16 protein-coding genes are annotated in these 26,518 nt (G+C 51.0%); 9 read left to right on the top strand and 7 right to left on the bottom strand.

From position 1 onward, the window contains the following. Nucleotides 1–133: 133 nt before the first annotated feature. Together BM202_RS12500 and galB are read left to right on the top strand one after the other, a co-directional pair. A complete protein-coding gene (locus BM202_RS12500; RefSeq protein ID WP_093826483.1) occupies nucleotides 134–1,249 on the top strand; it encodes a glycoside hydrolase family protein in 1,116 nt (371 codons plus the stop codon). Beyond that, a complete protein-coding gene (galB, locus tag BM202_RS12495; RefSeq protein ID WP_093826481.1) occupies nucleotides 1,246–3,666 on the top strand; it encodes a beta-galactosidase GalB in 2,421 nt (806 codons plus the stop codon). Before BM202_RS12500 ends, galB begins: the two co-directional genes overlap by 4 nt. A 76-nt stretch (nucleotides 3,667–3,742) precedes the next feature. Here the strand turns inward: galB and BM202_RS12490 are convergent, their stop codons facing one another. The 4 genes from BM202_RS12490 to BM202_RS12475 all read right to left on the bottom strand — a co-directional run bounded on the left by BM202_RS12490 (nucleotide 3,743) and on the right by BM202_RS12475 (nucleotide 10,691). After that, entirely contained in the window at nucleotides 3,743–4,627 is an 885-nt protein-coding gene (locus tag BM202_RS12490; protein ID WP_093826478.1) for a cation diffusion facilitator family transporter, read from the bottom strand. Nucleotides 4,628–4,686: 59 nt separating this feature from the next. Then, nucleotides 4,687–5,862 (bottom strand): efflux RND transporter periplasmic adaptor subunit, encoded by a 1,176-nt coding sequence (locus BM202_RS12485; protein ID WP_093826476.1) that lies wholly within the window; start codon nucleotides 5,860–5,862, stop codon nucleotides 4,687–4,689. A gap of 11 nt (nucleotides 5,863–5,873) precedes the next feature. After that, nucleotides 5,874–10,205, bottom strand: coding sequence for a CusA/CzcA family heavy metal efflux RND transporter (locus tag BM202_RS12480; protein ID WP_093826474.1), 4,332 nt, complete (start codon nucleotides 10,203–10,205; stop codon nucleotides 5,874–5,876). 93 nt (nucleotides 10,206–10,298) lie between these two features. Beyond that, nucleotides 10,299–10,691, bottom strand: a complete 393-nt coding sequence (locus BM202_RS12475; RefSeq protein ID WP_093826472.1) for a hypothetical protein — start codon at nucleotides 10,689–10,691, stop codon at nucleotides 10,299–10,301. A 178-nt stretch (nucleotides 10,692–10,869) separates the two neighbouring features. On the opposite strand from BM202_RS12475, the gene BM202_RS12470 reads away from it, so the two are divergent. Next, nucleotides 10,870–11,382: an RICIN domain-containing protein gene (locus BM202_RS12470; protein ID WP_093826470.1), complete on the top strand. Its 513-nt coding sequence runs from the start codon at nucleotides 10,870–10,872 to the stop codon at nucleotides 11,380–11,382. Nucleotides 11,383–11,543: 161 nt separating this feature from the next. On the opposite strand, the gene BM202_RS12465 is transcribed toward BM202_RS12470, so the two are convergent. After that, nucleotides 11,544–13,805 (bottom strand): DUF5703 domain-containing protein, encoded by a 2,262-nt coding sequence (locus tag BM202_RS12465; RefSeq protein ID WP_245776647.1) that lies wholly within the window; start codon nucleotides 13,803–13,805, stop codon nucleotides 11,544–11,546. Between the two features lie 327 nt (nucleotides 13,806–14,132). Here BM202_RS12465 and BM202_RS12460 point away from each other — a divergent pair, with 327 nt between their 5' ends. From BM202_RS12460 to BM202_RS12450, 3 genes are read left to right on the top strand one after another with little or no spacing between them, the layout of a single operon-like run. Next, nucleotides 14,133–15,689, top strand: a complete 1,557-nt coding sequence (locus BM202_RS12460) for an MGH1-like glycoside hydrolase domain-containing protein (RefSeq protein ID WP_093826468.1) — start codon at nucleotides 14,133–14,135, stop codon at nucleotides 15,687–15,689. A 56-nt stretch (nucleotides 15,690–15,745) separates the two neighbouring features. Next, a complete protein-coding gene (locus BM202_RS12455; protein WP_093827233.1) occupies nucleotides 15,746–17,338 on the top strand; it encodes a sodium:solute symporter family protein in 1,593 nt (530 codons plus the stop codon). A 54-nt stretch (nucleotides 17,339–17,392) separates the two neighbouring features. After that, the gene (locus tag BM202_RS12450; RefSeq protein WP_093826466.1) at nucleotides 17,393–18,325 is read left to right on the top strand and encodes a dihydrodipicolinate synthase family protein; all 933 of its coding nucleotides are present in this window, start codon (nucleotides 17,393–17,395) and stop codon (nucleotides 18,323–18,325) included. Nucleotides 18,326–18,387: 62 nt separating this feature from the next. Here the strand turns inward: BM202_RS12450 and BM202_RS12445 are convergent, their stop codons facing one another. Then, nucleotides 18,388–19,071: a GNAT family N-acetyltransferase gene (locus BM202_RS12445; protein WP_093826464.1), complete on the bottom strand. Its 684-nt coding sequence runs from the start codon at nucleotides 19,069–19,071 to the stop codon at nucleotides 18,388–18,390. A 123-nt stretch (nucleotides 19,072–19,194) separates the two neighbouring features. Continuing rightward, nucleotides 19,195–20,085, bottom strand: a complete 891-nt coding sequence (locus BM202_RS12440) for an AraC family transcriptional regulator (RefSeq protein WP_093826462.1) — start codon at nucleotides 20,083–20,085, stop codon at nucleotides 19,195–19,197. A gap of 547 nt (nucleotides 20,086–20,632) precedes the next feature. On the opposite strand from BM202_RS12440, the gene BM202_RS12430 reads away from it, so the two are divergent. The 3 genes from BM202_RS12430 (at nucleotide 20,633) to BM202_RS12420 (ending at nucleotide 26,467) form a co-directional block, all read left to right on the top strand. Then, nucleotides 20,633–21,307 (top strand): DUF3826 domain-containing protein, encoded by a 675-nt coding sequence (locus BM202_RS12430; protein ID WP_093826459.1) that lies wholly within the window; start codon nucleotides 20,633–20,635, stop codon nucleotides 21,305–21,307. Nucleotides 21,308–21,456: 149 nt separating this feature from the next. Continuing rightward, entirely contained in the window at nucleotides 21,457–24,675 is a 3,219-nt protein-coding gene (locus BM202_RS12425; RefSeq protein WP_093826457.1) for a SusC/RagA family TonB-linked outer membrane protein, read from the top strand. A gap of 16 nt (nucleotides 24,676–24,691) precedes the next feature. Beyond that, a complete protein-coding gene (locus BM202_RS12420; protein ID WP_093826455.1) occupies nucleotides 24,692–26,467 on the top strand; it encodes a RagB/SusD family nutrient uptake outer membrane protein in 1,776 nt (591 codons plus the stop codon). Nucleotides 26,468–26,518: the final 51 nt, after the last annotated feature.

Raw genomic sequence — 26,518 nt, 5'->3', positions numbered from 1 at the left:
GAAAGATTCAAGCTTTCTAAAAATCATCCACGCTAACATGGTATAATCTTCAGGAAAAATAATAGATAGACATAGGCTTTATCACGGATAGATTTGTACTCTGACTCGCCATAGGAACTAATTGACCAGCGTAATGACCTTACAAATCGTCCGAATTGTACTTCTTTGCCTTCTATCCATAGCTCTTTTTGCTCAGTTTGCACCTGTTTCCGACGCGCAGATGCAGCGAATTTATGCCGAAGTTAAAACGCCGTTCAAGTATGGACTAGTAATGACCCCCGCCGATAATTTGCGGAAGATGGATTGCCCGACGGTGTTTAAGAAAGGCAAACGATGGTATATGACGTACCTGATCTATGACGGGCGTGGTTATGAAACCTGGCTGGCAAAAAGCAACGATTTGTTGAACTGGGAGACGATGGGACGTATTATGTCGTTCTCCGACAGTACCCAATGGGACGCCAATCAGAAAGCGGGTTATAACGCCTTGCAGAATTATCAATGGGGCGGCAACTACGAACTGCAGAAATACCAGAACAGATACTGGCTATCCTACATCGGCGGTGCTGCCAGGGGCTACGAAGCTGGTGATCTGTCGATTGGCATAGCCTCTACAATGCAGGACCCCGCGAAGGTGCACGAGTGGCAGCGACAATCGAAGCCCGTACTGACCGCCAAAGACGCCGATACCCGCTGGTGGGAAAATCGAAAATTGTACAAGAGCACTGTCATTCATGATCCCAAAAAACTGACGGGGCACCCGTTTGTGATGTATTACAACGCCAACGGCGACACGACCGGGGTGAATAAAACCCGCTGGTTCGAACGGATCGGTATGGCGGTTTCTGACGATATGCTGAGCTGGCAACGCTTTCATAAAGAGCCCGTTATGATGCATCCGGCTGGTATTACGGGCGACGCCGTGATTCAGAAAATCGATAACCTCTACGTCATGTTCTATTTCGGAGCCTTCTGGGAAGATCGAAAAGGAGCCTTCAACCGGTTTGCCGTCTCCACCGATTTGGTCAACTGGACCGATTGGACGGGCGCAAATCTGGTCGAACCGTCGGAACCCTATGATGATTTGTATGCCCACAAGTCATTTGTCATGAAGCACAAAGGCGTTGTCTATCACTTCTATTGCGCCGTCAACAAAGCCGAACAACGGGGCATCGCCGTTGCTACGTCGGTCGATTTAGGGAAAAGCAAGAAGACATTCGTACCTGCACCTGCCAATAAGAAGCCATGAAGACGAATTTTAAGCACACCTGGCTCCTGCTAAGTCTGTTAATCTCTCCCGTTTTTGCCCAGAATGAACCCCGTACTGTACTGGATTTTAACAAAAACTGGCGGTTTTATTTGGGGGATGAAGCGAAAGCAAAGGACGTACTGTTCAACGATTCGGACTGGCGAACGCTGACCTTGCCCCACGACTGGAGCATTGAAGGGCAGTTTAGCGAGCGTCACCTGAGCACCACGCAGGAAGGCGCTTTGCCTACGGGAATTGGCTGGTATCGGAAATCGTTTACCGTACCTGTTTCGGCAAAAAGTAAAGCCGTTTTTGTGGAATTCGATGGCGTCTATCGCAATAGCGAAGTCTGGATTAACGGGCATTCGCTGGGGACGCGACCATATGGCTACAGCTCGTTTCGGTATGATCTCAGTAAATACCTCAGGTTCGGTACGGAGAAAAACGTCATGTCGGTACGTGTCGATAATTCGGCGCAACCGAACTCGCGCTGGTATTCGGGTTCGGGAATTTACCGGAATGTGCGGCTGGTCACTACGTCTCAACTTGCTGTTGATCAATGGGGAACCTACATGACGACGCCAACGATTACGAATCAGAACGCCAGAGTTTCACTGCAAACCAGAATACGTAACACGGGCGGTAAGCCGCAAACGGTCAACATCACCAGCACGATTCTGGATGCTACGGGAAAGGAAGTTGCTTCTGCAACAGTACCGACGCTACGTCTGATTGATACGTTAACAATAACATCTCAGCAATTCGACCTTAAAAATCCAACGCTCTGGTCGATCGAAAACCCGTATCTGTATAAAGTCGTAACCCGAATTTACAGTCAGAACCAACTGGTCGATACGTTTGAGACGCCACTGGGTGTTCGCTCGTTCAAGTTCGATCCGGCCACAGGTTTTTCGCTGAATGGCAAACCGATGAAGATTCTGGGCGTATGTCTCCATCACGATTTGGGTGCGTTGGGGACCGCCGTGAACCGACGCGCGATGCAACGGCAGCTTGAGTTGCTAAAGGCGATGGGCTGCAACGGCATCCGCACGGCGCACAACCCGCCCGCGCCCGAATTTCTGGACTTGTGCGATCAGATGGGTTTTATCGTGATGGACGAAGCCTTCGACATGTGGAAGAAGAAGAAATCGAAGCAGGATTACGGGCTTAATTGGGATGTCTGGCACAAAACTGACCTCGAAGATATGGTTCGTCGGGACCGGAATCATCCGTCGATTTTTATGTGGAGCATCGGCAACGAAATTCGTGAACAGTTTGATTCAACGGGGCTTACGATCACAAAAGAGCTGGCGGATATTGTTAAAAAACTGGATACAACCCGTCCCGTTACGTCGGCGTTGACCGAAAATATACCCGAAAAAAACTTCATCTATCGTTCCGGGGCTTTAGACGTATTAGGCTTCAATTACAAGCACGAAGCCTACGCCGATTTCCCCAAAACCTTTCCGAATCAGGCCATTCTCGCTTCCGAAACGGGGTCATCGCTGCAAACGCGCGGGCATTACGACATGCCGTCGGATTCGGTACGTATGTGGGGGAAAGGCGGCCCGGCCAATTTTAAAGATGGCAACCCCGACTGGACGGCTTCAGCCTACGATAATGAAGCGGCCTACTGGGGTTCGACGCACGAACAAACCTGGAAAGTCATCAAAAAACTGCCGCACATGGCGGGGTTGTATGTCTGGACGGGCTTCGATTATCTGGGCGAACCGCATCCCTATCCGTGGCCAGCCCGAAGTTCGTATTTCGGTATCCTGGATCTGGCTGGTTTCCCTAAGGACGTCTATTATTTGTATCAATCGGAGTGGACAAACCAGCCGGTTCTGCACCTGTTTCCGCACTGGAATTGGCAAAAAGGCGCAAACGTCGATGTGTGGGCGTACTACAATCAGGCCGATGAGGTCGAGCTTTTCCTCAACGACAAATCGCTGGGTGTTCGCAAAAAAACGGGTGATGATCTGCACGTCATGTGGCGTGTTCCGTATGAAGCTGGTACGTTAAAAGCGGTCTCCCGGAAAGCCGGTAAAGTCGTGCTCACCCGAACGATGTCGACCGCTGGCAAACCCGCTAAAATTCAACTGATCGCCGATCGGAATACGTTGAGAGCTGATGGTAAAGACTTGTCATTCGTCACCGTCAACGTACTGGATGAGCAGGGTAATCTCGTTCCCGATGCCAACCATTTGATCACGTTCAACGTCAAGGGTGAGGGCTCACTTGCCGGGGTTGACAATGGCTATCAGGCCAGCCTTGAACCCTTTAAAGTCAGCTACCGCAAGGCATACAATGGTAAATGTCTGACTATCATTCAGACAACCGAAAAATCAGGAAAGATAACCCTAAATGCTACGTCGGAAGGATTGCAAGCGGCTACTATTGAGTTGATTAGTCAGTGAATAGAACGCTGATTTTTATGATCATTAAGATTTATTATGAATCATAGTTATCATAAGAATCTGCGTTCTACCCTGGTTAAGCGGGTTCAATATGAACCAGTACGTCGTAAATAGCCGGTTTCTCTTTCAGGATGGCCGCTTTTACGGCATGGGCGATGGCGTGGCCCTCCGTAACCGTTAAGCCGCCCGGCACCAGTACGTGTAAATCAACAAAGTACTCAAAGCCAGTTTTCCGAACCCGATATTTGTCAATGCCTTTCACCTGTGGCACCGTCAGCGCAATGGCACTTAACTCATGCCGCCAGTCGCCAGCGGGTGTTTCGTCCATGATCTCACCAAACGAAGGACGGAAAATGTGGTAGGCATTATACACAATGACAACCGACGCCAGCAGGGCCGCCCAGTCGTCGGCACTCTCGTAGCCGGGTCCACCAATGAGCGCAATACTGATACCCACGAAGGCCGTGAGGGACGTAATAGCATCGCTGCGATGATGCCAGGCATCGGCTTTTACGGCACTGCTGTCTGTTTCATCCCCGACCTTGGCGATTTGTCGGAACAGCACTTCTTTAACAATGACGACACCAGCTAAAACGGCCAGCGTAAACGGAGCCGGAATTTCGTGCGGTACCTGAATATTTCGGATACTTTGCACCGCAATTAGGATAGCCGCGCCAACCAGCGCCAGAGCCACCACAATAGCCGCCAGGGGTTCGGCTTTTCCGTGGCCGTAGGGATGGTTTTTATCGGGCGCTTTCGACGCCGTGCGCAGACCAAACCAGACAAAAATCGAGGTAACGATGTCGGTGCCTGACTCCATGGCGTCGGCAATGAGGGCGTAGGAGTGACCCAGCCATCCGGCCGTGCCTTTAATCAGAACCAGGCCAATATTGACGGCAATCCCGACCAGCGTTGTTTTTTGTCCGCGTTCGGCCTGGTGGGGTTTTATGGGTTGTTCCATGTATGACAATCAGAAATTCGTTGTTGTTGGTAAAGCTTGAACCGGTTCAATTTGTAAAATTACCCGGCTAGTTTGGCCCGCTCGGCGCTGATGAAATAAGCGCCCTGCCGAACAATTGACGATGGCTTCATCCCTTTGGGTAACACCACTTCCGTCCGATGGTTTTGAGTGACGCCCGTCTGGATAGGGACCAGCTCAAACCGATACGTATTTGACTGACGATCTGGCTGGTAAATGTAAACAAATGACCGATTGCCTTCTCGCACCAGCGCGTCTTCGGGAAGGGCCATCACCGACCGGGGATTGGCTAGAATCGTAGCCCGGACATAAGACCCCGTAAACAGCCGACCGACATCTTTTACCAGCAGATTGGCGTGTACCGGTACAGTCTTGGTTTGCGGATCGAAGGACTGCCCGACGCGGTACACTTTCGCCTGTAGCTCACCCAGTTGCTGCGATACCGTAAACCGAACTGTCTGCCCTTCCTGAATGGAACGGATGTCATTTTCAAACACTCGTAGTTCGAGATACAGGTGCTCTTTATTGACAATTTCGACCAGTTCATCGGTGGTGCCAACGTATTGCCCCAACCGCAGATTCACTTTATCGACATAGCCATTGATCGGTGCCAGCAAGGGGATGGTCCGGCTGATCATGCCTTTTCGCAGCGCTTCCAGCGGTATGTGTAATTGCGCCAGTTGCGCTTCCAGAGATGCCAGTAAGGCTCGTGTCGTTTCGAAGTCAGCGGTGGATTGTTCCAGTTTCCGGCGGGCACCAACCTCTTCGCGATTCAGTTCCGTTTGCCGGTTCAGTTCCAGTTTTTCAAATTTACTTTTGGCGATGGCCTGCAAATATTCCTGTTGCAGTCGGACGTAATCAGGATGCTCCAGCACGGCCAGCACTTGGCCTTTACGGACAAAATCGCCTTCTACCAGACGAGTTGCGCGCACAAATCCACCCATCGGCGCATGAACACTCGCCCAATGATCGGGTGGGGCTTCCAGTTTGCCGGTTGCCTGAATCGTTTCGCCCAGCATCAACGTATCGGGGCTTCCCAGTTGAATACCCGTTTCGCGAAATTGCGCATCACTGATGGTTACTGTGCGAACGGTCGCATGAGCCGGTGATTTCGGCTTTTCGGTGGTTTTGTCGCCTGATTGTGAGCAGCTAACCAAGCCAGTTAGGTTCAGTGAGAAGACCAGGACCAGCCAGTAATTTATTCCCTGTTTTTTCATGAATATGTCGATTAGTAGGACGTACCGAGCGCAAAGCCCGCTAACGCTTCCTGTTCAATAAGAGACTGATTGTATTGGGCGATGGCCTCTAAATACTGCTCCCGAATGAGCCAGGCCTGGGTCGTACTCTGCACAAATTCGAGGTATTCTATGTCGCCACTTACGTAGCTGCGCTCGGCCGTTCGCAGGATAAGATTGGCCTGCGGCAGGGCTGAATTTTCGTAATAAGCCAGCGTGCTGAGCGATTGGGCGTATTGCTGCTCTCGAATGGAGAGTTCACCCTGAAGCCGGTGTTGCTGGTAGTTTAACTGACGGTCGGCAATCTGTCCCCGCAAGCGTGCTACGTCCAGGCGCGCCCGTATCGGGGCCGTAAACAGCGGCAACGACAGCCCGACCTGATAAACCCCAAAGCCACCCCGTTTTTCGATGGATTGCGAGAGATAACCCGCCCGAATATCGGGCCAGAACCGCTGTTTTTCTAGATCGGCTTGTCGGCGCGTCGTTTCTACCTGCTGACGAAGCACCGCTAAATAGGGGTTGGCTTCCAGTGTCGGTGGCAAAACGGGCAAACCCGCTTTTACCGATCCTGTCGTATCAATGATTACGGGTTCGCCCTGTTGCAGTAAAATGGCCAGTGTCTGACGACCGACCGAAATATCAGTTTGTAGCCTCGCCAACCGATTCAGAATATCGCGCTGCCGGGTTTCGGCCGTCACGCTTTCCAACTGATTCGTCGTCCCCGTTCGGTAACGTACCGCAGCCGCGTGAGCCGCCCGGCGGTACAGACTATCCTGTGCCTGAAGCAGATGGACGCGTTCGTAATCGACCCGAAGCTGATAAAAAGCCAGGCGAATCTGGCGAACCAATTCCGTCCGACTAACGACAACCTGTCGTTCGGCCACGCCCAGTTGCGCCTGATAGAGTCGTTTCTGGGCGCTATAAACGGACGGCATCGCCATCGATTGCATGACCGTCAGACTATGATCAGTAGGAAATGACTGAATCTGTCCCCGCTGATAATCGACGGTTGTGCGGGGGATGTCCCAGGCCGTTTTCTGCAAGCTCTGCCCAACCTTTACCTCCAGCGCTGTAGCCTGTAATCCACCGTTTTGACGGAGGCCCTGCTCAATGGCACGCTCTACGGTAATGGGTTGAGCGTGAGCCGTCAGACTCCCTAAACTCAGAATCAAAAGCCCGATGATGCTATGCGCAACGGTGGGGCGGGGTTGTTCATGAGCGAGTTGTTCAGTGCGTTTACTACGTGATGCCACAAGACTATACAAAACCGGCAGCACCACCAGCGTCAGCAACGTAGCGGACACTAATCCGCCAATAACGACCGTGGCCAGTGGTTTCTGCACTTCGGCACCGGCCGAGTTCGATAAGGCCATCGGCAAAAAGCCCATTGACGCTACGGCCGCCGTCATAATAACCGGCCTGAACCGAACGGCGGTGCCTTCTTTCACGCGCTCCAGTACGTCCGTTACGCCCTCGTCTTCGAGCTGGTTGAAATAGCTGATGAGCACGATGCCGTTGAGAACCGCAATCCCGAAGAGCGCAATAAAACCGACACCTGCCGAAATACTGAACGGCATGCCCCGCAGCCACAGCGCCAGTATTCCCCCAATAGCCGACAATGGAATCGCGCTGAAAATCAGGAGCGCCTGCCCGAACGAACCGAAGGTGAAAAAGAGCAGGAGCGCGATCATCACTAACGCCAACGGAACCGCTACCGCCAGTCTACCTTTGGCTTTTACGAGGTTCTCGAACTGCCCGCCGTAGGTATAGCTGTAGCCCGCCGGGAGCGGAACATCTTTGTCCAGCACCCTTTTCATCTCGCCCACCAGACTTTCGACATCTCGTCCCCGCACGTTGATGCCGATGGTGATACGTCGGCGGGCGTTGTCCCGCGAAATCTGCATGGGCGCGTTTTCGTAGCGGATGGTTGCCAACTGGTCTAGCGGCACCTGTTGGCCATTTGGTAAATCGACGTAGAGTTGCCGGATGTTGTCGATGTCCTGCCGATACGTACTGTCGAGCCGGACAACCAGATCGAAACGCTTTTCGCCTTCGAACACCACGCCCGCCGTTTCGCCCGCAAAGGCGGCTTTTAGAATTCGGTTCAGCCCTGCTACCGAAACGCCATATTGGGCCAGCCGGGCTCGGTTGTAGGAAACCAGCATCTGCGGGAGACCGCTGATCTGCTCGACTTTCAAATCTGCTACGCCCTGAATCGTTTTTAGTTTAGCTGCCGCCTGATTCGCTTTGGCGAACAGGACACCCAAATCTTCGCCGTAAATCTTGACGGCAATATCGGACTTGACCCCCGTCATCAACTCGTTGAATCGCAGTTGAATCGGTTGGGTGAACTCGTAGGTTAAACCGGGCAATACGCTCAACGCCCGCTCCATTTTCTGAATCAGTTCTTCTTTTGTCTCTGCTGACGTCCATTCGCCCGGTTCTTTCAACAACACCATGACGTCGGCGGCTTCGATCGGCATGGGATCGGTGGGGATTTCGGCGGTGCCAATCTTGGAAATGACGTCTTTGACCTCCGGGAAGCCATTTTTCAGAATCGTTTCCATTCGTTGCGTGGTTTCGATGGTTTGCCGCAACGACGAGCCGGGTTTCAGCGTCAGGCTGATGGCCATGTCGCCTTCGTCGAGGTTGGGAATAAACTCACCGCCCATGGTGCTAAAGATTCCCACGGCACCGATCAGCAAGACAACGGAGGTGACCAGTATCGTTTTGCGCCAGCGTAACGCGCCAGTCAACAGGGGCGCATACACCCGATACAGGGCTTTCATGATGCGGTCGGCGAGGGTGCCTTCTTCCCGGATGTCTTTTCGGAGGAGCGTAGCCGCCATCATCGGTACGTAGGTCACGCACAGCAACATAGCCCCTACAATGGCGAAGCCGACGGTCAGCGCCATCGGCCGGAACATCTTGCCTTCAATGCCCGTCAGCGACAGAATCGGTACGTAGACAATCAGGATAATCAACTGCCCGAACAGCGCCGATCGCATGAGTCGGCTGGCTGAATCCAGCGCAATCTCGTCCATCGACTGCGAGCGGGTCGCCTTCGTGTGGACGATGCTGAAAATCATGCTTTCGACAATGATTACGGCACCATCGACCAGCAAACCGAAGTCAATCGCGCCCAGACTCATCAGGTTGGCCGACACGCCGAAAACGTGCATCATCCCCAGCGCGAAAAGCATACAGAGTGGAATCACCGACGCGACCACCAGGCCCGCCCGCCAGTTGCCCAGCAACAACAGCAGCACGCTCATAACGATGAGGCCACCCTCCAACAGGTTCTTGGCGACAGTGTGAATAGCTTTGTCAATGAGTACTTTGCGGTCCAGAAACGGCTCGATGACCAGACCGGGCGGCAGGCTTTTCTGCACTTCGGCAATCCGTTCTTTTATGCCCTCGATGGTTTTCTCAGAACTGGCCCCCTTGAGCATCAGCACGATGCCACCGACAACTTCACCCCGTCCGTTGCGGGTCATGGCACCGTACCGTACTGCGTGCCCCAGACCTACCTGCGCTACGTCGCGAACCAGAATGGGCGTTGGACCAACGTTTTTGACGACAATCTGACCGATCTCGTCGGGCGTTTTTACCATGCCTTCACCCCGAATAAAGAAAGCCTCTGGCCCTTTTTCAATATAACTGCCGCCCGTATTGGCGTTGTTGGCGGTCAGTGCATCCACCACTTCCGTCAGCGTCGTGTTCATGCCGTGAAGTCGCTCGGGGTTGATACTAACTTCGTACTCTTTCAGATAGCCCCCCAGACTGCTGATATCGACTACACCCGGTACACCCGCCAGTTGACGTTTCACCAGCCAATCCTGCACGGTACGCAAATCGGTTGCCGAATAGCGGCTTTCGAACCCTTCTTTGGGACGGATGACGTACTGGTAAATTTCGCCTAGGCCCGTCGTTACTGGGGCCAGTTGGGGTGACCCGGCAGTCAACGTTTGTTCGGCCGCTTTGAGTTGTTCGGTCACCAGCTGCCGGGCCAGAAAGGTCGGTGTCGATTCCTCAAAAACGACTGTAATGACCGATAGTCCGAAGCGGGAAATGGACCGGATCTCGGTAACGCCCGGTACGTTACGCAATGTTGTTTCTAGGGGGAACGTAATGAATTGTTCGGTTTCCTGGGCCGCCAGCGACGGGGCCTGTGTGATCACCTGAACCTGATTATTGGTAATATCGGGGATCGCGTCGATGGGTAATTGCCGGAGCGCATACGTCCCCCAGGCAATTAACGCCACCACGCCCAGCCCCACCATCAGCTTTTGGCGGATGCTGAACTGAATGATTTTATGTAGCATAGGTTGGATAACTCGTTGTGAACTGAATAGCAAACGACCCGTCGCTGTGCCTGGAGCACAGGATCAGATAGCCTGCCAATACATACAGAAGAGTTACCCGAGTTGGGGCGGTTGGAACAGCAACGTAGCGGTGAGGAACGAGTACAGGTTCTCGTAAGCGAAGTGGACCTGTGGCCACGGAATCAACACCGACAGTTCGGTGGGAAGCCGATGCGGTTGGGTCAGCACAAACACAAAACCCGACGAAAGGTGATTATAAAGCGGAATTTTGACGCCTTTGTGGGACGTTTTGGCGTGTTTCGAGGCTGAATTGTAGTGCATTTCCAGAAACTGCCAGACATCAAAACCATTGCCAGCCGTTCGCTTATGCAATTGATAATGAGCGATCAAGCCCGGAATTTTGTACACTTCCTCTACGTCCGTCTGCGGAAACAGACTACCCGCAAAGAGCAGGATACCTAGAAAGAGGGACGTAGCGGATTTCATGCCGCAAAGATAGGGCGGACTGGAATAGAAAACCCGTAAAGCGTGTGTAAAAACATAAATGAGAGATCGCAAAATGGTTTGATGCAGTAATTACCGTTAAAATTTCTGTTGCTATCGAAGTGCCTTTTGCTACGAGCAACAACAATGCTTAGTTTTATACAAAAACGCATTAATACGTATGAAAACCGGCCACATATACTTTTCTCTGATACTCTTCTGCCTGATTGTACCTGCCAGTTTTGCGCAAACGATAAAAGGGCATTATGCGATAAAAAACACGCAGACCGGCCTGCTGTTACGTGTTCAGGATGCGAAAAAAGCCAATGGCACGCCCATTGTTGCCTATTCGCCCGTCAATTGGAAATGCGTCACCTGGGATTTTATGCACATAGAAGGTGATACGTATCAACTCCGTAACTTGTTCACCAGCAAGACGCTTCAGCCGGAAGACAGTGCCCCAGGCGATGGTATCAACCTGGAGCAACAGCCGCTGGTAACGGCGCAGACGAATCAGGAATATGAATTTATTCCCACCGGGAAAGCCACGTACCGAATTAAGCTGAAAGGAACGGATTTGTACATCACGCCATCCGACAGCAAAGGCTCGGTCAACTCCCGAATAACGCTGGCGAAGAAAGCAGACTCGAAAGCCCAGCTTTGGACAATCTACGAGCAAGATCCTGAGATATAGCGTTTTTTTTGACAGGATTTACAGGATAAGACAGGATTGGAGAATGGAAAAATCCTGTCTTATCCTGTAAATCCTGTCAGATTTTCCCCAATCCTATAAATGCAAACCGGCGTTACCTTTTGCGCCGGAGTATCCTGAGGGTTTCCTGACCTGCAATATCTCTACTCTAACCTGTTCACTACGTCTCCCCGCCTTGATTCGGGCGTAACGATTAACGATTCCAGCTTGCCGTTTTTCAACACCGCTTCAACGGTCGTGCTATACGGCGCGTGGAGTTTCATATGCACATCCCAGGCTTTGGGCCAGGCCGGGAACAGGTAGATTTTCCTGCCATCGACTTGCAACAGCATTTCCTGTAGACCAATCATGCCCGATCCGCCCCAGTTATGGTCGGGCGTCCAGTCGAAACCCGGCCCCCAGAAGGTGGGGAAACGCCGGGGGGAGTTGCCCAATTTAAGGAGCGTCAGGCGGGCGGCTTCGTCGGTCAACCCCAGCCGGGCCGCAAAAATGTTATCCTGTTTCCAGCCAACGTGACTGCGGAACTTCAGCGCATCTTTGTCGTACAGATACGTATTAACGGCCGTATCGAGGCCGGCTTTCCCGATGCCGTAAATACTCCAGGGGAAAACCGGGTACAGTTGGGGCGATTCGGTATTGTTGATACGTTCCCAAAGCCTGGCGGGCGCAATGGTGGGATGCCCGTCAAACGAACGGAAACTGATCGACGGAATCCGGCTGAGCATCAGCGTCCAGGTTTCCCGCTTTTCAGCGTTCAGGTACGTATCGGATAGTTCGAGCAGGCGGGTCAACACGGTACGGAGGGCGGAAACGGTGGACGTTGAATTGTACGCCATTTTGTAGGTTTCGGCGGCCGAGCCTGGATACAAAATCAGCTTTTTGTCGCCGTCCAGCGTTTTACTGCCCCGCTTGCTGGCCAGATATTGATAATGTTCGTTGAAGAACGTCAGGCAACTTTCTACCAGCGGTATATACTCCGAAATGTTTTGGGCAGCATAGCGTTCGGTGTCCAGTATCATCAGACAGAATTCCAGCGCCGTGTCCCATTCATATTCCAGCCAGGCGTTATATTCCATGCCTTTGTCGTAGGCCTTCGGGCGTTTCCAGGTGTATTCGGCGGAGTTGGGCAAACCAAAATTCTCGACCTGTTCCGTGAAACTCGCGCCCTTGTGCTGCCAATAGAATCCGGTACGTAACTCAGCGTTTCGTAACGTGTTGAGGTAGAAATCGAACTGGGGTTTCATCAGTTGCCAATCGCCACTTTTCAGCATCGGCCAGTACACTAGCCGCTGATTCTGAGCCGTGTGAATGCCCCCGCCCCAGTTGCGGAAATCGGGTGTAAAGCGCATCGTCGAGTCGGTCAGCGACGGGTCGTAGGTGAAGAGTCCGCCGTTAAATTTAGTCGGATAGTTTCCGAAGGCGTTACACCCCAGCATGTACCGGAACAACTGATAGTTTCGGGCAATCTGCCATTGGGGCGAATCGGGTGACGCCAGAATCGCTACGTAGCTTTTCGTCCAAAATTCGTTCCACCATTTCTGCGTCTGGACCGAAGCCGTTTTCGCGTAGGTTTCGGCTTCTTTTTTTACGTTGTCCAAACCTCGTTGCCAATCTGCTACACTCGCCGATTGATCGGTATGCAGATGCATGACAAGCGCGTGACTGCGGGATGCCGACGTACTGACCAGTTTCCAGCCCCGAAAATCCGTATCCAGATAGTTGCCCTGATACGTTCCGGCTGGCTTCATGCCGGTGCCTGACAGATTCCCGCCAAACGTCAGATTCGCTAGTGGATTGAACAATTGATTTTTGAGGCTATCCAGGCCCTGCTGCTGCACCGTTACGTCGAAAATCGAACGTTGTGTATCGTTTCGGTGATAAAAAATGACCTCATTACTGGCAAACCGAACCGAATCTTTCAGGGTTTTAATTTCGCCCTGTGGCGCAAATTTGTACGAATTTGCGTTGTTTTCCCTGCCTTTCGTGACGTGATCAACATAGCGCCAACTTTCAAAAGCAGCCTCGGCATTTATCGCTTTATTGCTGGAAACATCGACGTGAATGACCGGCCTGAATACATCGACCCAAACCCTGATCTGCGCCGAAAGTCCCGATTTTGCCCCATGAATCTGAACGTATCCAGCCTTTAGTACCAGTTCCTGTTTGAACGTTGACCCTGCCTCGAAGGGATTGGGCGAGAGTTTAAGCCGAACTCGGCCGAGTTTCAGGACCGTATTGTTATGATCGAACGTGCCGCTTTTTGCTACGTAGAAAAGCAGATCGCCGTTCTCAACCCAGACATTCAGCCCAATATCACCCCCGCCACACGGCATCGATTCCGATGAATTTTTGCTCTGGCTCGTCCACGCTACGTTGTACTGACTAACAGGGTCAGATTGCGCCAAGCTGTTTGTTAGGGCGCTGAAAATAAATAGATTGGCCAGTAGGAGGAAGGCTAATGAGCCCCTACAGGCGGAGCAAGGTATGGAACGTAGCAAGGCTAATATGGTATAATTATAAGAGAAAATTGTAGAGCATGGTAGCAAATTTAGAGACTAAATTTGTGAAGCTACAGGTTGTTAACTTTCTCTAGTAGCTGTCTGAAAACCCCTAAATCCCCTGAAGGACGGTCGGCCGCTGCCGGACTTTGTCTAAACACCAGTTAAGTCCGGCAGCGGCCGACCGTCCTTCAGGGGATTTAGGGGTAAAGGAGCTTACGTAAAGCTTTACTAATGAATAAGTATCATAAGTTTTTCGAATTTTTCTTACTCTTTGTGTTGCTGCAAACGACTGTTTGTCTGGCTCAGAAGGCTACGGTTCTGTCGACGGATAAGCTGAAAAACTACGTTACCTACTTCAATGCCCTTGACCAGGAGGAAGCCGTTAAAAACTATGTACCCAACGATCAGTCGTTTGACTGGCTCGCCAAAAATGTTCCGCTGTTCGATTGTCCTGATTCGGTATTGCAGACGGTTTATTACTACCGGTGGTGGGCGTTTCGAAAGCATCTGAAGGAAACGCCCGAAGGCTATGTTTTCACGGAGTTCATCACTAAAGTGAACCATGCCGGAAAGTACAATGCCATCAGTAGCGCCCTCGGTCACCACATTTACGAAGGCCGCTGGTTGCGTGATCCGCAGTACGTGAACGACTACATTTCGTTCTGGCTGTACATCGATCCGAAGCACGTAGCACAACGGTTTCATGGGTTCAGTAGCTGGGTCGATGATGCCGTTTACAACCGCTATCTTGTCAATCTGGATAAGCCGTTCATTCAAAAAATACTCCCGGCCTTAGATGCCGATTACCGTAAATGGCAGCAGGAGAAGCAGTTACCCAGCGGACTTTTCTGGCAGTTCGATGTGAAAGACGCGATGGAGGAATCCATCAGTGGGTCGCGCAAGGAGAAAAACCGACGCCCGTCCATCAATAGCTACATGTACGGCAATGCCAAAGCCTTAGCGGCAATGGCTGCTCTTGTCAAAAATGATACGCTACAAACGCGCTATCAGCGGCAGGTGACCGAGCTGAAAAAGCTGACACTGGATAGTTTATGGAATAAATCAGCCAATTTTTTTGAGGTGAAACTCGAAAAAGGTGGCTTCTCCAACGCCCGCGAAGCCATCGGGTTCATTCCCTGGTACTTCAACCTTCCCGACGATGAAGCCGAGTATGCAGCGCAGTGGAATCAACTGATCGATAACACCGGTTTCAACGCGCCCTGGGGAATTACTACTGCCGAACGAAGGCATCCGGGTTTCCGCACGCACGGGTCCGGGCACGGTTGTGAATGGGACGGTCCCGTCTGGCCATTTGCCACGACCCAAACGCTGAAAGGACTGGCCAATCTGCTCACCAATTACAAAAATCAGGGGGCCATGACGAAGTCTGTTTTTTATGATGAGTTGCTGAAATATGCCCGGTCGCACACCATGAACGGGCAACTCTACCTGGGTGAATATCTGGATGAAAAGACGGGAGAATGGTTGAAGGGCGATAATCCAAGGAGTAAATTTTACAATCATTCGGGCTTTGCCGATCTAGTCATCAGCGATTTAGTTGGCCTGAAACCCCATGCCGATAACGTAGTAGAAATTCATCCGTTGATTCCTGAAAACAAATGGGATTGGTTTTGCCTCGATAACGTGCTGTATCACGGAAAAACGCTGACCATTTTGTACGACAAAACCGGAAAACATTACGGTAAAGGCCAGGGGTTCATAGTCTTTTCGGATGGGAAACCAGTATTTAAAGGAAAGACCTTGTCGCCGATGACTTTCCGATTATAACCTTTAACTGACTGAGCGTTTTGAATTTTCAGTCAGTTGATGTCCATACACCCTTCATGAAAAACCTGCCTCTCGTTGACCTTGCTGTTATTGCCGCCTACCTCGTGGCGATGGTACTGGTTGGTGTTTACTTCTCCCGAAAAAACAAAAATGCTGATCAGTTTACAAAGGCATCCGGCCTGATTCCCGGTTGGGCAACGGGTTTGTCCATCTACGCTACGTTCCTGAGCAGCAATACATTTCTGGGTGTTCCGGGCAAAGCGTTCGGTACCAACTGGAACTCGTTTGTCTTTAGTTTATCCATGCCGCTGGCGGCTTACGTGGCGGCTCGGTTTTTCATTCCCTTCTACCGGCGTACCGGCGAAATATCGGCTTACACGCACTTCGAGCATCGCTTCGGCCCGTGGGCCAGAACCTACGCGGTGGTCTGTTTCCTGCTTACACAGCTCGCCCGAATGGGGTCCATTTTTCTGGGAATTGCCCTTAGTTTACAGGCACTTACAGGCTATTCAATGCAGATGATCATGGTCGTGATGGGCATTTGCATCATTATCTACACGGTTCTTGGCGGGATAGAAGCCGTGATCTGGACGGAGGTTGTACAGGCGGTCATTAAAACCTTCGGAGCCCTCCTGATCGTCTATCTGATCGTTCAGTCGATGCCGGGTGGGGTGGATAAAATAGTGGACATCGGTAAGGCCAATGATAAATTTAGCCTGGGTACGTTCTCGTTGACGTTTACTGAATCGTCGTTTTGGGTAGTGTTGCTATACGGCTTTTTTATCAACCTGAATAATTTCGGGATGGACCAGAATTACATTCAGCGGTATCATACAACGGCGTCCACCAAAGAAGCGTCAAAATCATTGTGGCTCTGCGTCTGGCTCTACGTACCAGCGTCGCTTCTGTTCTTTATCATCGGTGCCTGCCTGTTTGCCTATTACCAGCTTCACCCCGAATTTATCGACGCGATCAAGCAAAAGGTGGCGATGGATCGACTGCCCATTGGCGCATCGGCCGCCGACGTATCGCGTCTGGTGGCTACGCTCCAGCCCGCCGATTATGGCGATAAAGTGATGCCGCATTTTATGGTGACCAAAGTGCCGCCAGGATTGATGGGCCTGATTATTTCCGCCATTCTGTCGGCTGCGATGAGCACGATCAGTTCGGGCATGAATGCATCGGCGACGGTATTTACGGAAGATATTTACAAACGCTACGTCAATCCGAACCTGTCAGGCAAAAAGTTGCTTACTCTGTTGCACCTATCGACGGTTGTGGTTGGGCTGGCGGGTTTGGGCGCTGGTATTGCCATGATTGGGGTAAAAAGCATACTGGATACCTGGTGGACGTTATCCGGAATTTTTGCGGCCGGCATGCTCGGCCTGTTCCTGCTGGGATTGATCAGTCGACAAACGAAAAGCCCCGAAGCGCTGACGGCAACCATCATTGGCGTTCTGGTGATCATCTGGATGACGTTCTCCGGCAAACTCCCTGACGAATACGGATTCCTGCGTAATACATTGCACAGCAACATGATTATCGTTGTGGGAACGCTCACCATTTTCCTGACGGGCATGGTCTTGACAAAGCTTAAAAACCGTAATGCGGAACCGATTCAGAAAGAGGCTATCGTCCCTAATGAATAATGACAAATCGGTTCCGCTCTTTCACTCATTTACTCTTTCGCTCTTTATTGTCTGATGAAAACATCTGCAAAAGGCTTTATCCCTGTAATGCTCACGCCATTTACTCATACTGGTGCTATTGACTTTGACGCCCTCACCCGGCTCACCGATTATTATTTACAGGCTGGCGCGGCTGGTCTGTTTGCGAATTGCCTGTCGAGCGAAATGTTTGAATTGAGCGAACAGGAGCGGATTCAGGTAATCAAACACGTACTGAACGTAGTGAATGGCGCGGTGCCCGTAGTGGCAACTGGTACGTTCGGCGGGCCGATTGAGCAACAGGCCGATTTTGTCAAAAAAGTACACGACACGGGCACGGAAGCCGTCATCCTGATTACGGGCCTGCTGGCCGATGAAACCGAATCGGACGCCGTTTTCAACGAGCGCGTTTTTCAGTTACTGGATCGTACAGACACGATTCCGGTTGGATTTTATGAGTGCCCGGTTCCCTACAAACGCCTGATTTCGCCCGGGCAACTTCAGCTTTTTGTCGAAACCGGACGCGTGATCTACCATAAAGATACGTCGCTCGATCTGGCGCAGATTAAAGAGAAATTGCGGCTTGCGTCCCGGCCGGGTTTCGGGTTGTATGATGCTTATATGGTTCACGCTGTCGATTCGTTGAAGGCGGGTTCGGCCGGGCTTTCGTGCATTCAGGGTAATTACTTTCCCGAACTGATCGTCTGGCTTTGCGATAATTACGACAACGCTGCCCAGCAGGAAGAGGTGGCTAAGGTGCAGCAATTCATCATCGACAACATGGATGTCATGCACCATGTGTATCCAACCGTGTCGAAGTACTTTTTGCAACTGCGCGGTTTCGACATGTCGACCTATACCCGACGTAGCGTTGGTACGTTCACACCCGACATTGCCCGGCAGGTTGATACGTTGTTTGCCTCGTATACGCGCTTGCAGGGGGAACTGGAGTTGAAGGTCGCGATTTGATTTTGTTGAACCGTGTAGTGCCGAACTTCCTATACCACTGATTGGGACAGACGGCACTACAGCTAAGCCTTCTGCAAGACGTAAAAGTAAATGTCCGTTCTGGTTTCAAAGCCCAGCGCTTTATACACATTTATTGCCCGGATGTTGTCGAATTTTACATGCAGATAGGGCGTGCCGGAGGCTGCCTGGATTCGATGAAGCTGGTGTAAGAGAAGCATTTTGGCATAGCCTTTACCCAAATGGTCCGGGTGGGTGCAAACGGCGCTGATTTCGGCAAAATCAACCGCGTGTAACCGCTGACCTGCCATCGCAATGAGCTGATCACCGTCAAAAATTCCCCTGTAGTGACCAAAGTCAATGGTCTTGGCGGCAAATGGCCCTGGATTCGTTAAGTTGGTTAACGCCAGCATTTGAGGTACGTGCTCCTCCGTTAATGGAATGATTTCCTGACCTGTTGGTAAAGCTTCAGCCAGGCCGGTATACACCATTTGGAAACCATCGATCCGGGTTAAAACACGCCAGGGATTACTAATCGTCAGTTCCTCCTTAGAAATTAAGATAACGGGATTGTCAAAGGGGATCGTTTGATAAAGGACGTCCAAATTTTGCTGAGTAGTCTCTCGTATACCGACAAACGGGGAAACGTCGGGCGCAAAATATTTTGCGATGTCATTCCCATTCGACAAGTGATTATTACCGGAGACTAGTGCATTCCAGGCGGGGTTATCCAGTACATGTTTACTCATTCTATCCGTATCGTTTGTGTTGTGAACAGGCCAATTGGTCGGTTAATAGCCTACACAATATCATCGGGTTGGGTTCCTTCAGGGCTGATACGTATCCGTCAACACTCGATCCGGCTGACCAGCTTACGCGACCAGCACCCGTCCTTTGTTCAGATACTGGCGTTTGTATTCGAGCGGGGTTAAGCCTGTCACTTTTTTGAAATGGCGATAAAAGTTCGATACGTTGTTGAAGCCACAATCGAAGCAAATCACTTCAGTGGGCGTCTTATCTTCAATCAGGGCCCGGCAAGCGTGACTGATTCGGATTTCGATCAGGAAGTCGTAGTACGTCTTATTGGTCATTAACTTGAAATACCGGCAGAACGACGTAACGCTTAGGTTGCTGATGGCCGAAATCTCTTCCAGCGTAATGTCTTTCTTGTAATTCGTTAAGGTGTAACTGCACACGTTATTCAGGCGCAGCGTGTCCATTTCATTGGACTGATAAAATACGGCTCGTCCATTCACAATCACTTCATATTCATCAGTCTCGGAGAGGATTTTCAACATCTGCAGCAGGATGATTATTTTATCGAGATTCGTCGCATGAACCGCCCGGCGCATTAATTTAATTAATTTCTCATTGGCTTCGCCGGTTATGACCATGCCGCTTTTGGCTTTTTCGTAGAGCTTGGGCAGTAAATACGCTTCGGGTAGATTTAACAGATAATCCCCTAAACAATCGGGCAAAAACTGAATGACAATGACTTCAATAGTCAGCTCGGGATTGTTGTGAAAATATTCTTCATTACTGCGCCACGTATGCGGTAAATTCTCGCCAACCAGCACCACTTCTCCGTGCGAAAAATTACTGATTCTATCCCCAATAAACCGGACACCTTCCCCTTTTACAATATAGTGTAGCTCCAGTTCAGGATGGTAATGCCAGATGTTTTTGAAGTGGGGTAACGTATCGTGACGGACTGTAAAGGAACTCTCCAGTTTAGCAGTCACCTTGCGAAATAATGGCTTCATAGTAGTAGGCAATAATCACCAAAAATAGTTAGCAGGTAGTCAAACAGGTAATACGTTTTTTTACTGAATGTTCGGCTGACTTGCATCAACAGTATCCTGGCTGTTGAGCCTATCAGCACTCCGTTTAAGGACTGAGCCCGCCAGTGTATAAGTACGAGCATTTGCTTGTCTACTGACTCTGCATCGGTGTCGAACATACGCCTGTTTTAATCATACATTTCATCCAGCTACTGCACTGCTGGAGTCTGCAGGCCGTATTTCGGCAAATTCGCCCCTGCTCAGTCGGTGCGATAGGAATCTCCTGTCATACACTTAACGAAAGAACCTTATTTATTCATATTTATTCTATGATAATTTCCTATAACAAATTGGCAAAAAAATGCAGTTAAGGCCTCAAAATGTACTATATTTTTGTATCATGTTATAGAAAAGTAGTGTTTATTCATGGATTTGTCTGCTTTCACTGACACTTCTTTGCTTCTGAACAGGAAATTCTGAACCGCTTAAATAACCCTACGAAACAACCCTTTTGACACGATCCTGACCGATGATTTACACCCTGAGAAACGCCCTGTTCAGTGTCTTTCTTCTGCTTTTCGCTACGGTTTCGGTGCTGGGTCAGGACGAAGCAAAAGAAAGTAAAGAGGCCGCTTATACACGAGTCATAAATGAGCGCGCGGCCAAGATTGTAGCTACTCTGGGCATAACCGACGTGCCAACTTCTTCGCGCGTACAGCAGACGATTGTGCAGCAATATCGGGATCTGAATGCCATTCATGAGGGCCGCAAAGAAGCCGTAAAAAGACTCAGTGAAACGACATCCAAAGAGACGCTGGAAACCGAAAGGAACAGGGTCGAAACCGAGACGAATAGTAAGCTGGAAAAACTGCATAAAGAGTATGTAGCGGCATTGGCCAGGGAGTTGACAGCAATGCAGGTCGATCAGGTAAGAGATGGGATGACCTACGGCGTTTTGCCGATTACGTATAAGGGATACCAGGCTATGCTACCTGACTTAACCGATGCCCAGAAAACGCAGATTCTTTCCTGGTTAACCGAAGCCCGCGAACGCGCCATGGATGTCGGCACATCGGAAGGAAAACACGCCGTTTTTGGGAAGTATAAAGGCAAGATAAATAACTACCTGTCGGCCGCCGGAATAGACATGAAAAAGGCCGGTAAAGAGTGGGAAGAACGCATCGCTAAAGAGGCTAAAAAATAACGCCAAGTTCTGCATTTGTTTCGCCTATTACCTTGATCGACGTACTACAGAATCAGAATTTCAGGAGCAATAGCACCCTCAATTAAATCATAGATCTCATACTTATTTGATCCAGTTCTTACACCCCGGTTTGCCTTAATCACACGCATATGATAACGCCTTTACGAACCCTCGACCTTATCTCCAGCACCGTAAAGCTGGTCTGCGCGCTTCTCGTGGGCGCTTGCACAATCGATGTGTGTTATGCAGACGAGACAACCAGTAAGCGGGGAGTCCTCGCTTCGTTGAAAATTGCTCCGCTGGAGAATATCACCGGAACGGTCAAGGATGCCAAAGGGGAGCCGCTACCCGGTGTTAACGTGCTGATCAAAGGCACAAAAACGGGAACGGTTACCGACATAAAAGGTACGTTCCGGCTGAACCTCCCGACCGGAAAGGAGACGCTGATCTTCAGCTACATCGGTTTTAAAACAAAGGAATTTCAGGCAAATGGGCAAACGACGCTGGCCGTTCAACTGGAAGAAGATGCCGCTGCGTTGAGCGAGGTGGTGGTGGTTGGCTATGGCGTGCAGAAGAAAGTAAGCCTGACGGGGGCCGTGGCGACGGTTGACATGAAGGCCGTTCAGGATCTTCCGGTCAATAATTTGTCGGCCGTTCTGACGGGTCAATTGCCCGGTGTCGGCGTTTCGGGTGGTACGAGCCGCCCCGGCGAAAACGCTACTATCACGGTTCGTAACCCGATTATCCTGTCGAAAGATGGTGGCACGTTGCAGCCGCTGTATGTGATCGACAACGTAGTCCGGTCGGCGGATGATTTCAACGCACTGGACGTATCGGAAGTTGAAGCGATCTCGGTGTTGAAAGATGCGGCAGCGGCTATCTACGGAGCCCGTTCCAACCAGGGTGTGGTGGTTGTACAAACGAAGCGGGGTAAAGCAGGCGCGCCAAAGTTTAGCTACAGTGGCTCGACGGGTATTTCGAACGCTACGTTGCCCAAAATGATGAACGGATTCGAGCAGGCGACGTACATGAATGACCTCAACTACGCGGCTGGAAAACCCGCCACTGATCCGCTCATTTATACGCCCGATGAATTAGCGTACTTCAAAAACAACAATACCGACTGGCTGCGTACCGCCTGGAAACCCTCGACCGTGTCGCGTCATGCGCTCAACGTAAGCGGTGGTAATGAGAAGGCTACGTATTTCGCGGGTATTTCCTATAACGCGCAGGACGCTAACTTCAGCAACATCAACACCAATAAGTGGACCTTCCGGGCCAGTGCCGATATGCAGGTGACGAAGGGGCTGAAAGCCGCGCTGTCGTTGAGCAGTTTCATTGGCGACAAGCGCATGTATTACCTGAAGCAGGGTGGCGAAAATGCGGAGAATGACATGAAAAGTCTGCTCTACACGCCCCAGTCCGCCCCCCCGTATGTGAATGGGTTGCCGGTTCAGCTGTCTACGTCCAGTAACACGAACACCATCGATGCGTTTCACTTTTTCGAGGTTCAGAATTCGAACAACTACACGCAGACCAAGTCGACGGGGTTGAACGTAACGGCCAACATGGAATACCAGATTCCTGGGGTAAAAGGCCTGAAAGCCAGAGTGCTCTATAGCCGTACGTTCGATAATAGTTTCGGGAAACAGTACGGCACTAAGTACAACGTGTATAGTTTCTCGATGCTCGGCGACCACAAGCATATTTACGGGGGCGACCTGTTAAAAACCGTTACGTTGAACAATGGCGACCGGGTGCGGATCAACCCAAGCTATATCGATACGTACCAGTTCAATGGATACCTGAATTATGATCGTCAGTTTGGTAAGCATCAGCTATCGGCCATTGCGTTCTTTGAGCAGGCCGAAACGCATTCCGATCAGGTAGCGGCCATGGCCGAGGGCGTTATCATTGATGGGCTGGACAATATGCGTTATGCGACCGGCACCCAGACAACGTCGGAAACGGAATCAGAAACGGGTTTTCTGTCCTATGCCGGGCGTATCAACTATAATTACGCCAACAAATACCTGTTCGAAACCGCCATTCGGTACGATGCGTCGACCAACTTCGCGCCCGAATATCGCTGGGGACTTTTCCCCTCCTTCTCGCTGGGCTGGGTGATGTCGGAGGAGCGGTTTTTCCGGGATAACGTTCATTTTATCGACTTCCTGAAACTGCGCGGATCGCTGGGTTTCCTGGGTGGAGATGCCACCAAAGCCTACAACTGGCTGACCAGCTATTCGATCCAGCAGGGAAAAGGGGCCGTGTTTGGTGGTAACGCCGACCGGCCGCTGGTCGTAACGCCCAACAATTCGATGGCCAATCGCCAGGCTCGCTGGGACGACAACACAAAGTATAACATCGGGCTCGATGCCCAATTCCTGAAAAACCGCCTGTCGTTCACGTTCGATGCCTTCTACGATCATCGCTACAACATGCTCACGGCGCTGTCGTCTTCGGTACCGCTGCTGGTGGGTGCTACGTTACCGTCCGAAAACTACGCAACCGTGAATGGTTTTGGGACGGAAATTTCGGTAGGCTGGAATAGCAAGATCAACAATGACTGGTCGTATAAAATCAATACGTTCTTCACCTGGAGCGACAACAAACAGGTATTGGTGGATGTCAATCGGGGCCTGATTGGTACGTATCTGGACCCAACTGGTCGGTCGAACGACATGGGCGTTCTGGCGTATCATTACCTGGGCATGTTCAGAACCCAGCAGGATGTTGATCAGTATATAGAGAAAAATCCGGGTTATACGCTGTTTGGGGCGGCCCCAAAACCGGGGATGCTTTACTATCAGGACGTTAGAGGGCCGAAAGATGCGTCGGGTCAATACACGGCACCCGACGGAAAAATCACGGATGCTGACCTGGATTACCTGAAACCAAAAGCCAGCAATCACTACGGATTTGGTTTCAATTTCAGTACGTCCTACAAAAACCTGTCGTTTGCGGCAGTGATTGGTGGGTCGTTTGGCGGACAGGCTATGGTTGAAGGAACGGCGCGGGCACAGGGAACCTTAACCGCGAACCGGCCGCAATTCTGGGCGGATCACTGGACGCCCGAAAATCCGAACGCCAAGTATCCAAGCCCGTATTACAAAGACACCTACACGGTAGATTCTGAGTTCTGGTATCGAAGCGCAACCCAGATCGCCGTCCGTAACGTCAACGTTTCGTATGGTCTGCCCACGAAATGGGCGGGTAAGGCCGGGTTAAATACGGCTCGGATTTACCTGGTCGCTACGAACCCGCTTAATCTCTACAATCCGTACGATTATAAAGCAAATTCGGGTAATTACGACGCCTATCCCGTGCTACGTTCCTTCTCGCTGGGTTTAAATCTTGGCTTGTAAAACTTCGACAGATACCATGAAACTCTCCTATAAATTACTGGCCGTTTTTTGCTCATCACTTGTCCTGACAGGCTGCATGAAAGTGCTCGATAAAACAGATCTGGGTTCGACGCCGGGGGCGCTGATCTTTAAAGATTCGATGCTCACCCAGATGAACCTCGATTACATCTACGACCAGAACCTGCCTGCGCCAATCGGGAGTCTCGGGCCGGAACCCACCAGCATCAGCGGCCTTTCTGACGAGTCGTTTGCCGAGAGCAAGATTCTGCAGGGTTCGCTGCTTATTAACGAAGTTGGTGATTTTGGTACGAAGCTGGACGCGGCCAATAATTACGGCAAAATCCGGGTCATCAATATGTTTCTGAACGATGTAAATGGAGGGACGTTACCTCAGTTTACAAAAAATAAACTCCGGTCACAGGCGCAGTTTTTCCGGGCCTGGCGGTACTTCGATCTGGTGCGTTTGTATGGCGGTGTGCCGCTCGTGCTGAGTCCGCTGGCAGCTGTGGGTGTCGAAGCGAAAGACCTGGCGTTCCTGCCAAGAAATACGACGGCCCAAACATTTGCGCAGATTGTAAACGATCTGGATTCGACGATTGCGTCGGTACCGGGCCGCTGGGCCGCTGCGAGCGACTGGGGACGTATCACCAAAGGGGGCGCTGCTGCGTTCAAAGGACGGGTTCTGTTGTATGCCGCCAGTCCGCAGTTCAACCCAACCGACGATCTGACCAAGTGGCAGGCGTCGTATGATGCGAACAAACAGGCCTATGACTTGCTAACGGCCAATGGCTATGGCCTGCATTCGTCGTTCGATCAGATGTGGTTCCAGGAAGTCAATAACCCGGAAGCCGTGTTACTGACGGGTTATAACACCGCCACTGGCGATCAGACGAGGAAAAATAACGGTTACGATAACGGAACGCGGCCTTCGTACACAGGAACAGCCGGTGGCTCAAACCAGCCAACATGGGAAATGGTGAAAGCCTTCCCGATGCTGGACGGTAAGAAGCCCGGCGAATCGACTAAATACACGTACACCGATCAGTTGTTCTACAAAAACCGTGATCCCCGTTTTGAAAAAACCATCGCCTATAACGGTGTGAACTGGCCGCTTAACGGCAATACGGGCTATAAAGTGTGGACGTACTACGCAGGGGGAAAAACAGTCGAGCAAAAGGCCAGCAATACGGGATTTTATACGCGAAAAGCCATCAACCCATCGGTTAGCATCGGCGATGCGCAGTATTCGGGTACCGACTGGATGGAGATTCGCTTTGCGGAAGTGTTGATGAATCTGGCAGAAAGTGCTACCGGCATCAACAAACTGGACGAAGCCTATACGCAGCTAAAAGCCATTCGCAAGCGGGCGGGTGTTGAAGCCGGAACAGATGGTTTATATGGCCTGAAAGCCAACATGACCCGTGCCGAAATGTTCGACGCGATTCTGTACGAACGGCAAATAGAATTCGCCTTCGAAGGCAAGCGGTTCTGGGATTTACGTCGCTGGAAACTGATCGAAAAAACGCTGAATGGTACCCGCAGAACAGGCGTCACGATCAACCTGAAAACCACGGGTGTTCCGGCTGATTTCGCCACCAATCGTGACAACGTAAGCCTGGACTTGGCTTACACAAACTACTTCACGCTGGTGTTCAAGCAACTGGATACAAAGTATGCCATCGCTTGGAAACCTGAGTATTACTTCTTTGGCATACCGCAGTCAGCTATCGATAACAACCCCAAACTGATCCAGAATACGACCTGGGGGGGCGCTTTTGACCCTTTAAAATAGGTTTCATGTAACGCAGGTGATCCACCGCAACGGCGGTCCACCTGCGTTACG

The organism is Spirosoma endophyticum (genome assembly GCF_900112365.1).
Taxonomy (GTDB): domain Bacteria; phylum Bacteroidota; class Bacteroidia; order Cytophagales; family Spirosomataceae; genus Spirosoma; species Spirosoma endophyticum.
The sequence above is the reverse complement of the archived record's forward strand: the minus strand, read 5'-3'. Positions and strand labels throughout refer to the sequence as shown.

Bases quoted from the DNA above. Each gene is read 5' to 3' on its own strand.
- BM202_RS12425 (WP_093826457.1), top strand. From the start codon at position 21,457: ATGATAACGCCTTTACGAACCCTCGACCTTATCTCCAGCACCGTAAAG.
- BM202_RS12460 (WP_093826468.1), top strand. From the start codon at position 14,133: ATGAATAAGTATCATAAGTTTTTCGAATTTTTCTTACTCTTTGTGTTG.
- BM202_RS12500 (WP_093826483.1), top strand. From the start codon at position 134: ATGACCTTACAAATCGTCCGAATTGTACTTCTTTGCCTTCTATCCATA.
- BM202_RS12445 (WP_093826464.1), bottom strand. From the start codon at position 19,071: ATGAGTAAACATGTACTGGATAACCCCGCCTGGAATGCACTAGTCTCC.
- BM202_RS12480 (WP_093826474.1), bottom strand. From the start codon at position 10,205: ATGCTACATAAAATCATTCAGTTCAGCATCCGCCAAAAGCTGATGGTG.
- BM202_RS12475 (WP_093826472.1), bottom strand. From the start codon at position 10,691: ATGAAATCCGCTACGTCCCTCTTTCTAGGTATCCTGCTCTTTGCGGGT.
- BM202_RS12450 (WP_093826466.1), top strand. From the start codon at position 17,393: ATGAAAACATCTGCAAAAGGCTTTATCCCTGTAATGCTCACGCCATTT.
- BM202_RS12420 (WP_093826455.1), top strand. From the start codon at position 24,692: ATGAAACTCTCCTATAAATTACTGGCCGTTTTTTGCTCATCACTTGTC.
- BM202_RS12485 (WP_093826476.1), bottom strand. From the start codon at position 5,862: ATGAAAAAACAGGGAATAAATTACTGGCTGGTCCTGGTCTTCTCACTG.
- BM202_RS12455 (WP_093827233.1), top strand. From the start codon at position 15,746: ATGAAAAACCTGCCTCTCGTTGACCTTGCTGTTATTGCCGCCTACCTC.
- galB (WP_093826481.1), top strand. From the start codon at position 1,246: ATGAAGACGAATTTTAAGCACACCTGGCTCCTGCTAAGTCTGTTAATC.
- BM202_RS12430 (WP_093826459.1), top strand. From the start codon at position 20,633: ATGATTTACACCCTGAGAAACGCCCTGTTCAGTGTCTTTCTTCTGCTT.
- BM202_RS12470 (WP_093826470.1), top strand. From the start codon at position 10,870: ATGAAAACCGGCCACATATACTTTTCTCTGATACTCTTCTGCCTGATT.
- BM202_RS12490 (WP_093826478.1), bottom strand. From the start codon at position 4,627: ATGGAACAACCCATAAAACCCCACCAGGCCGAACGCGGACAAAAAACA.
- BM202_RS12440 (WP_093826462.1), bottom strand. From the start codon at position 20,085: ATGAAGCCATTATTTCGCAAGGTGACTGCTAAACTGGAGAGTTCCTTT.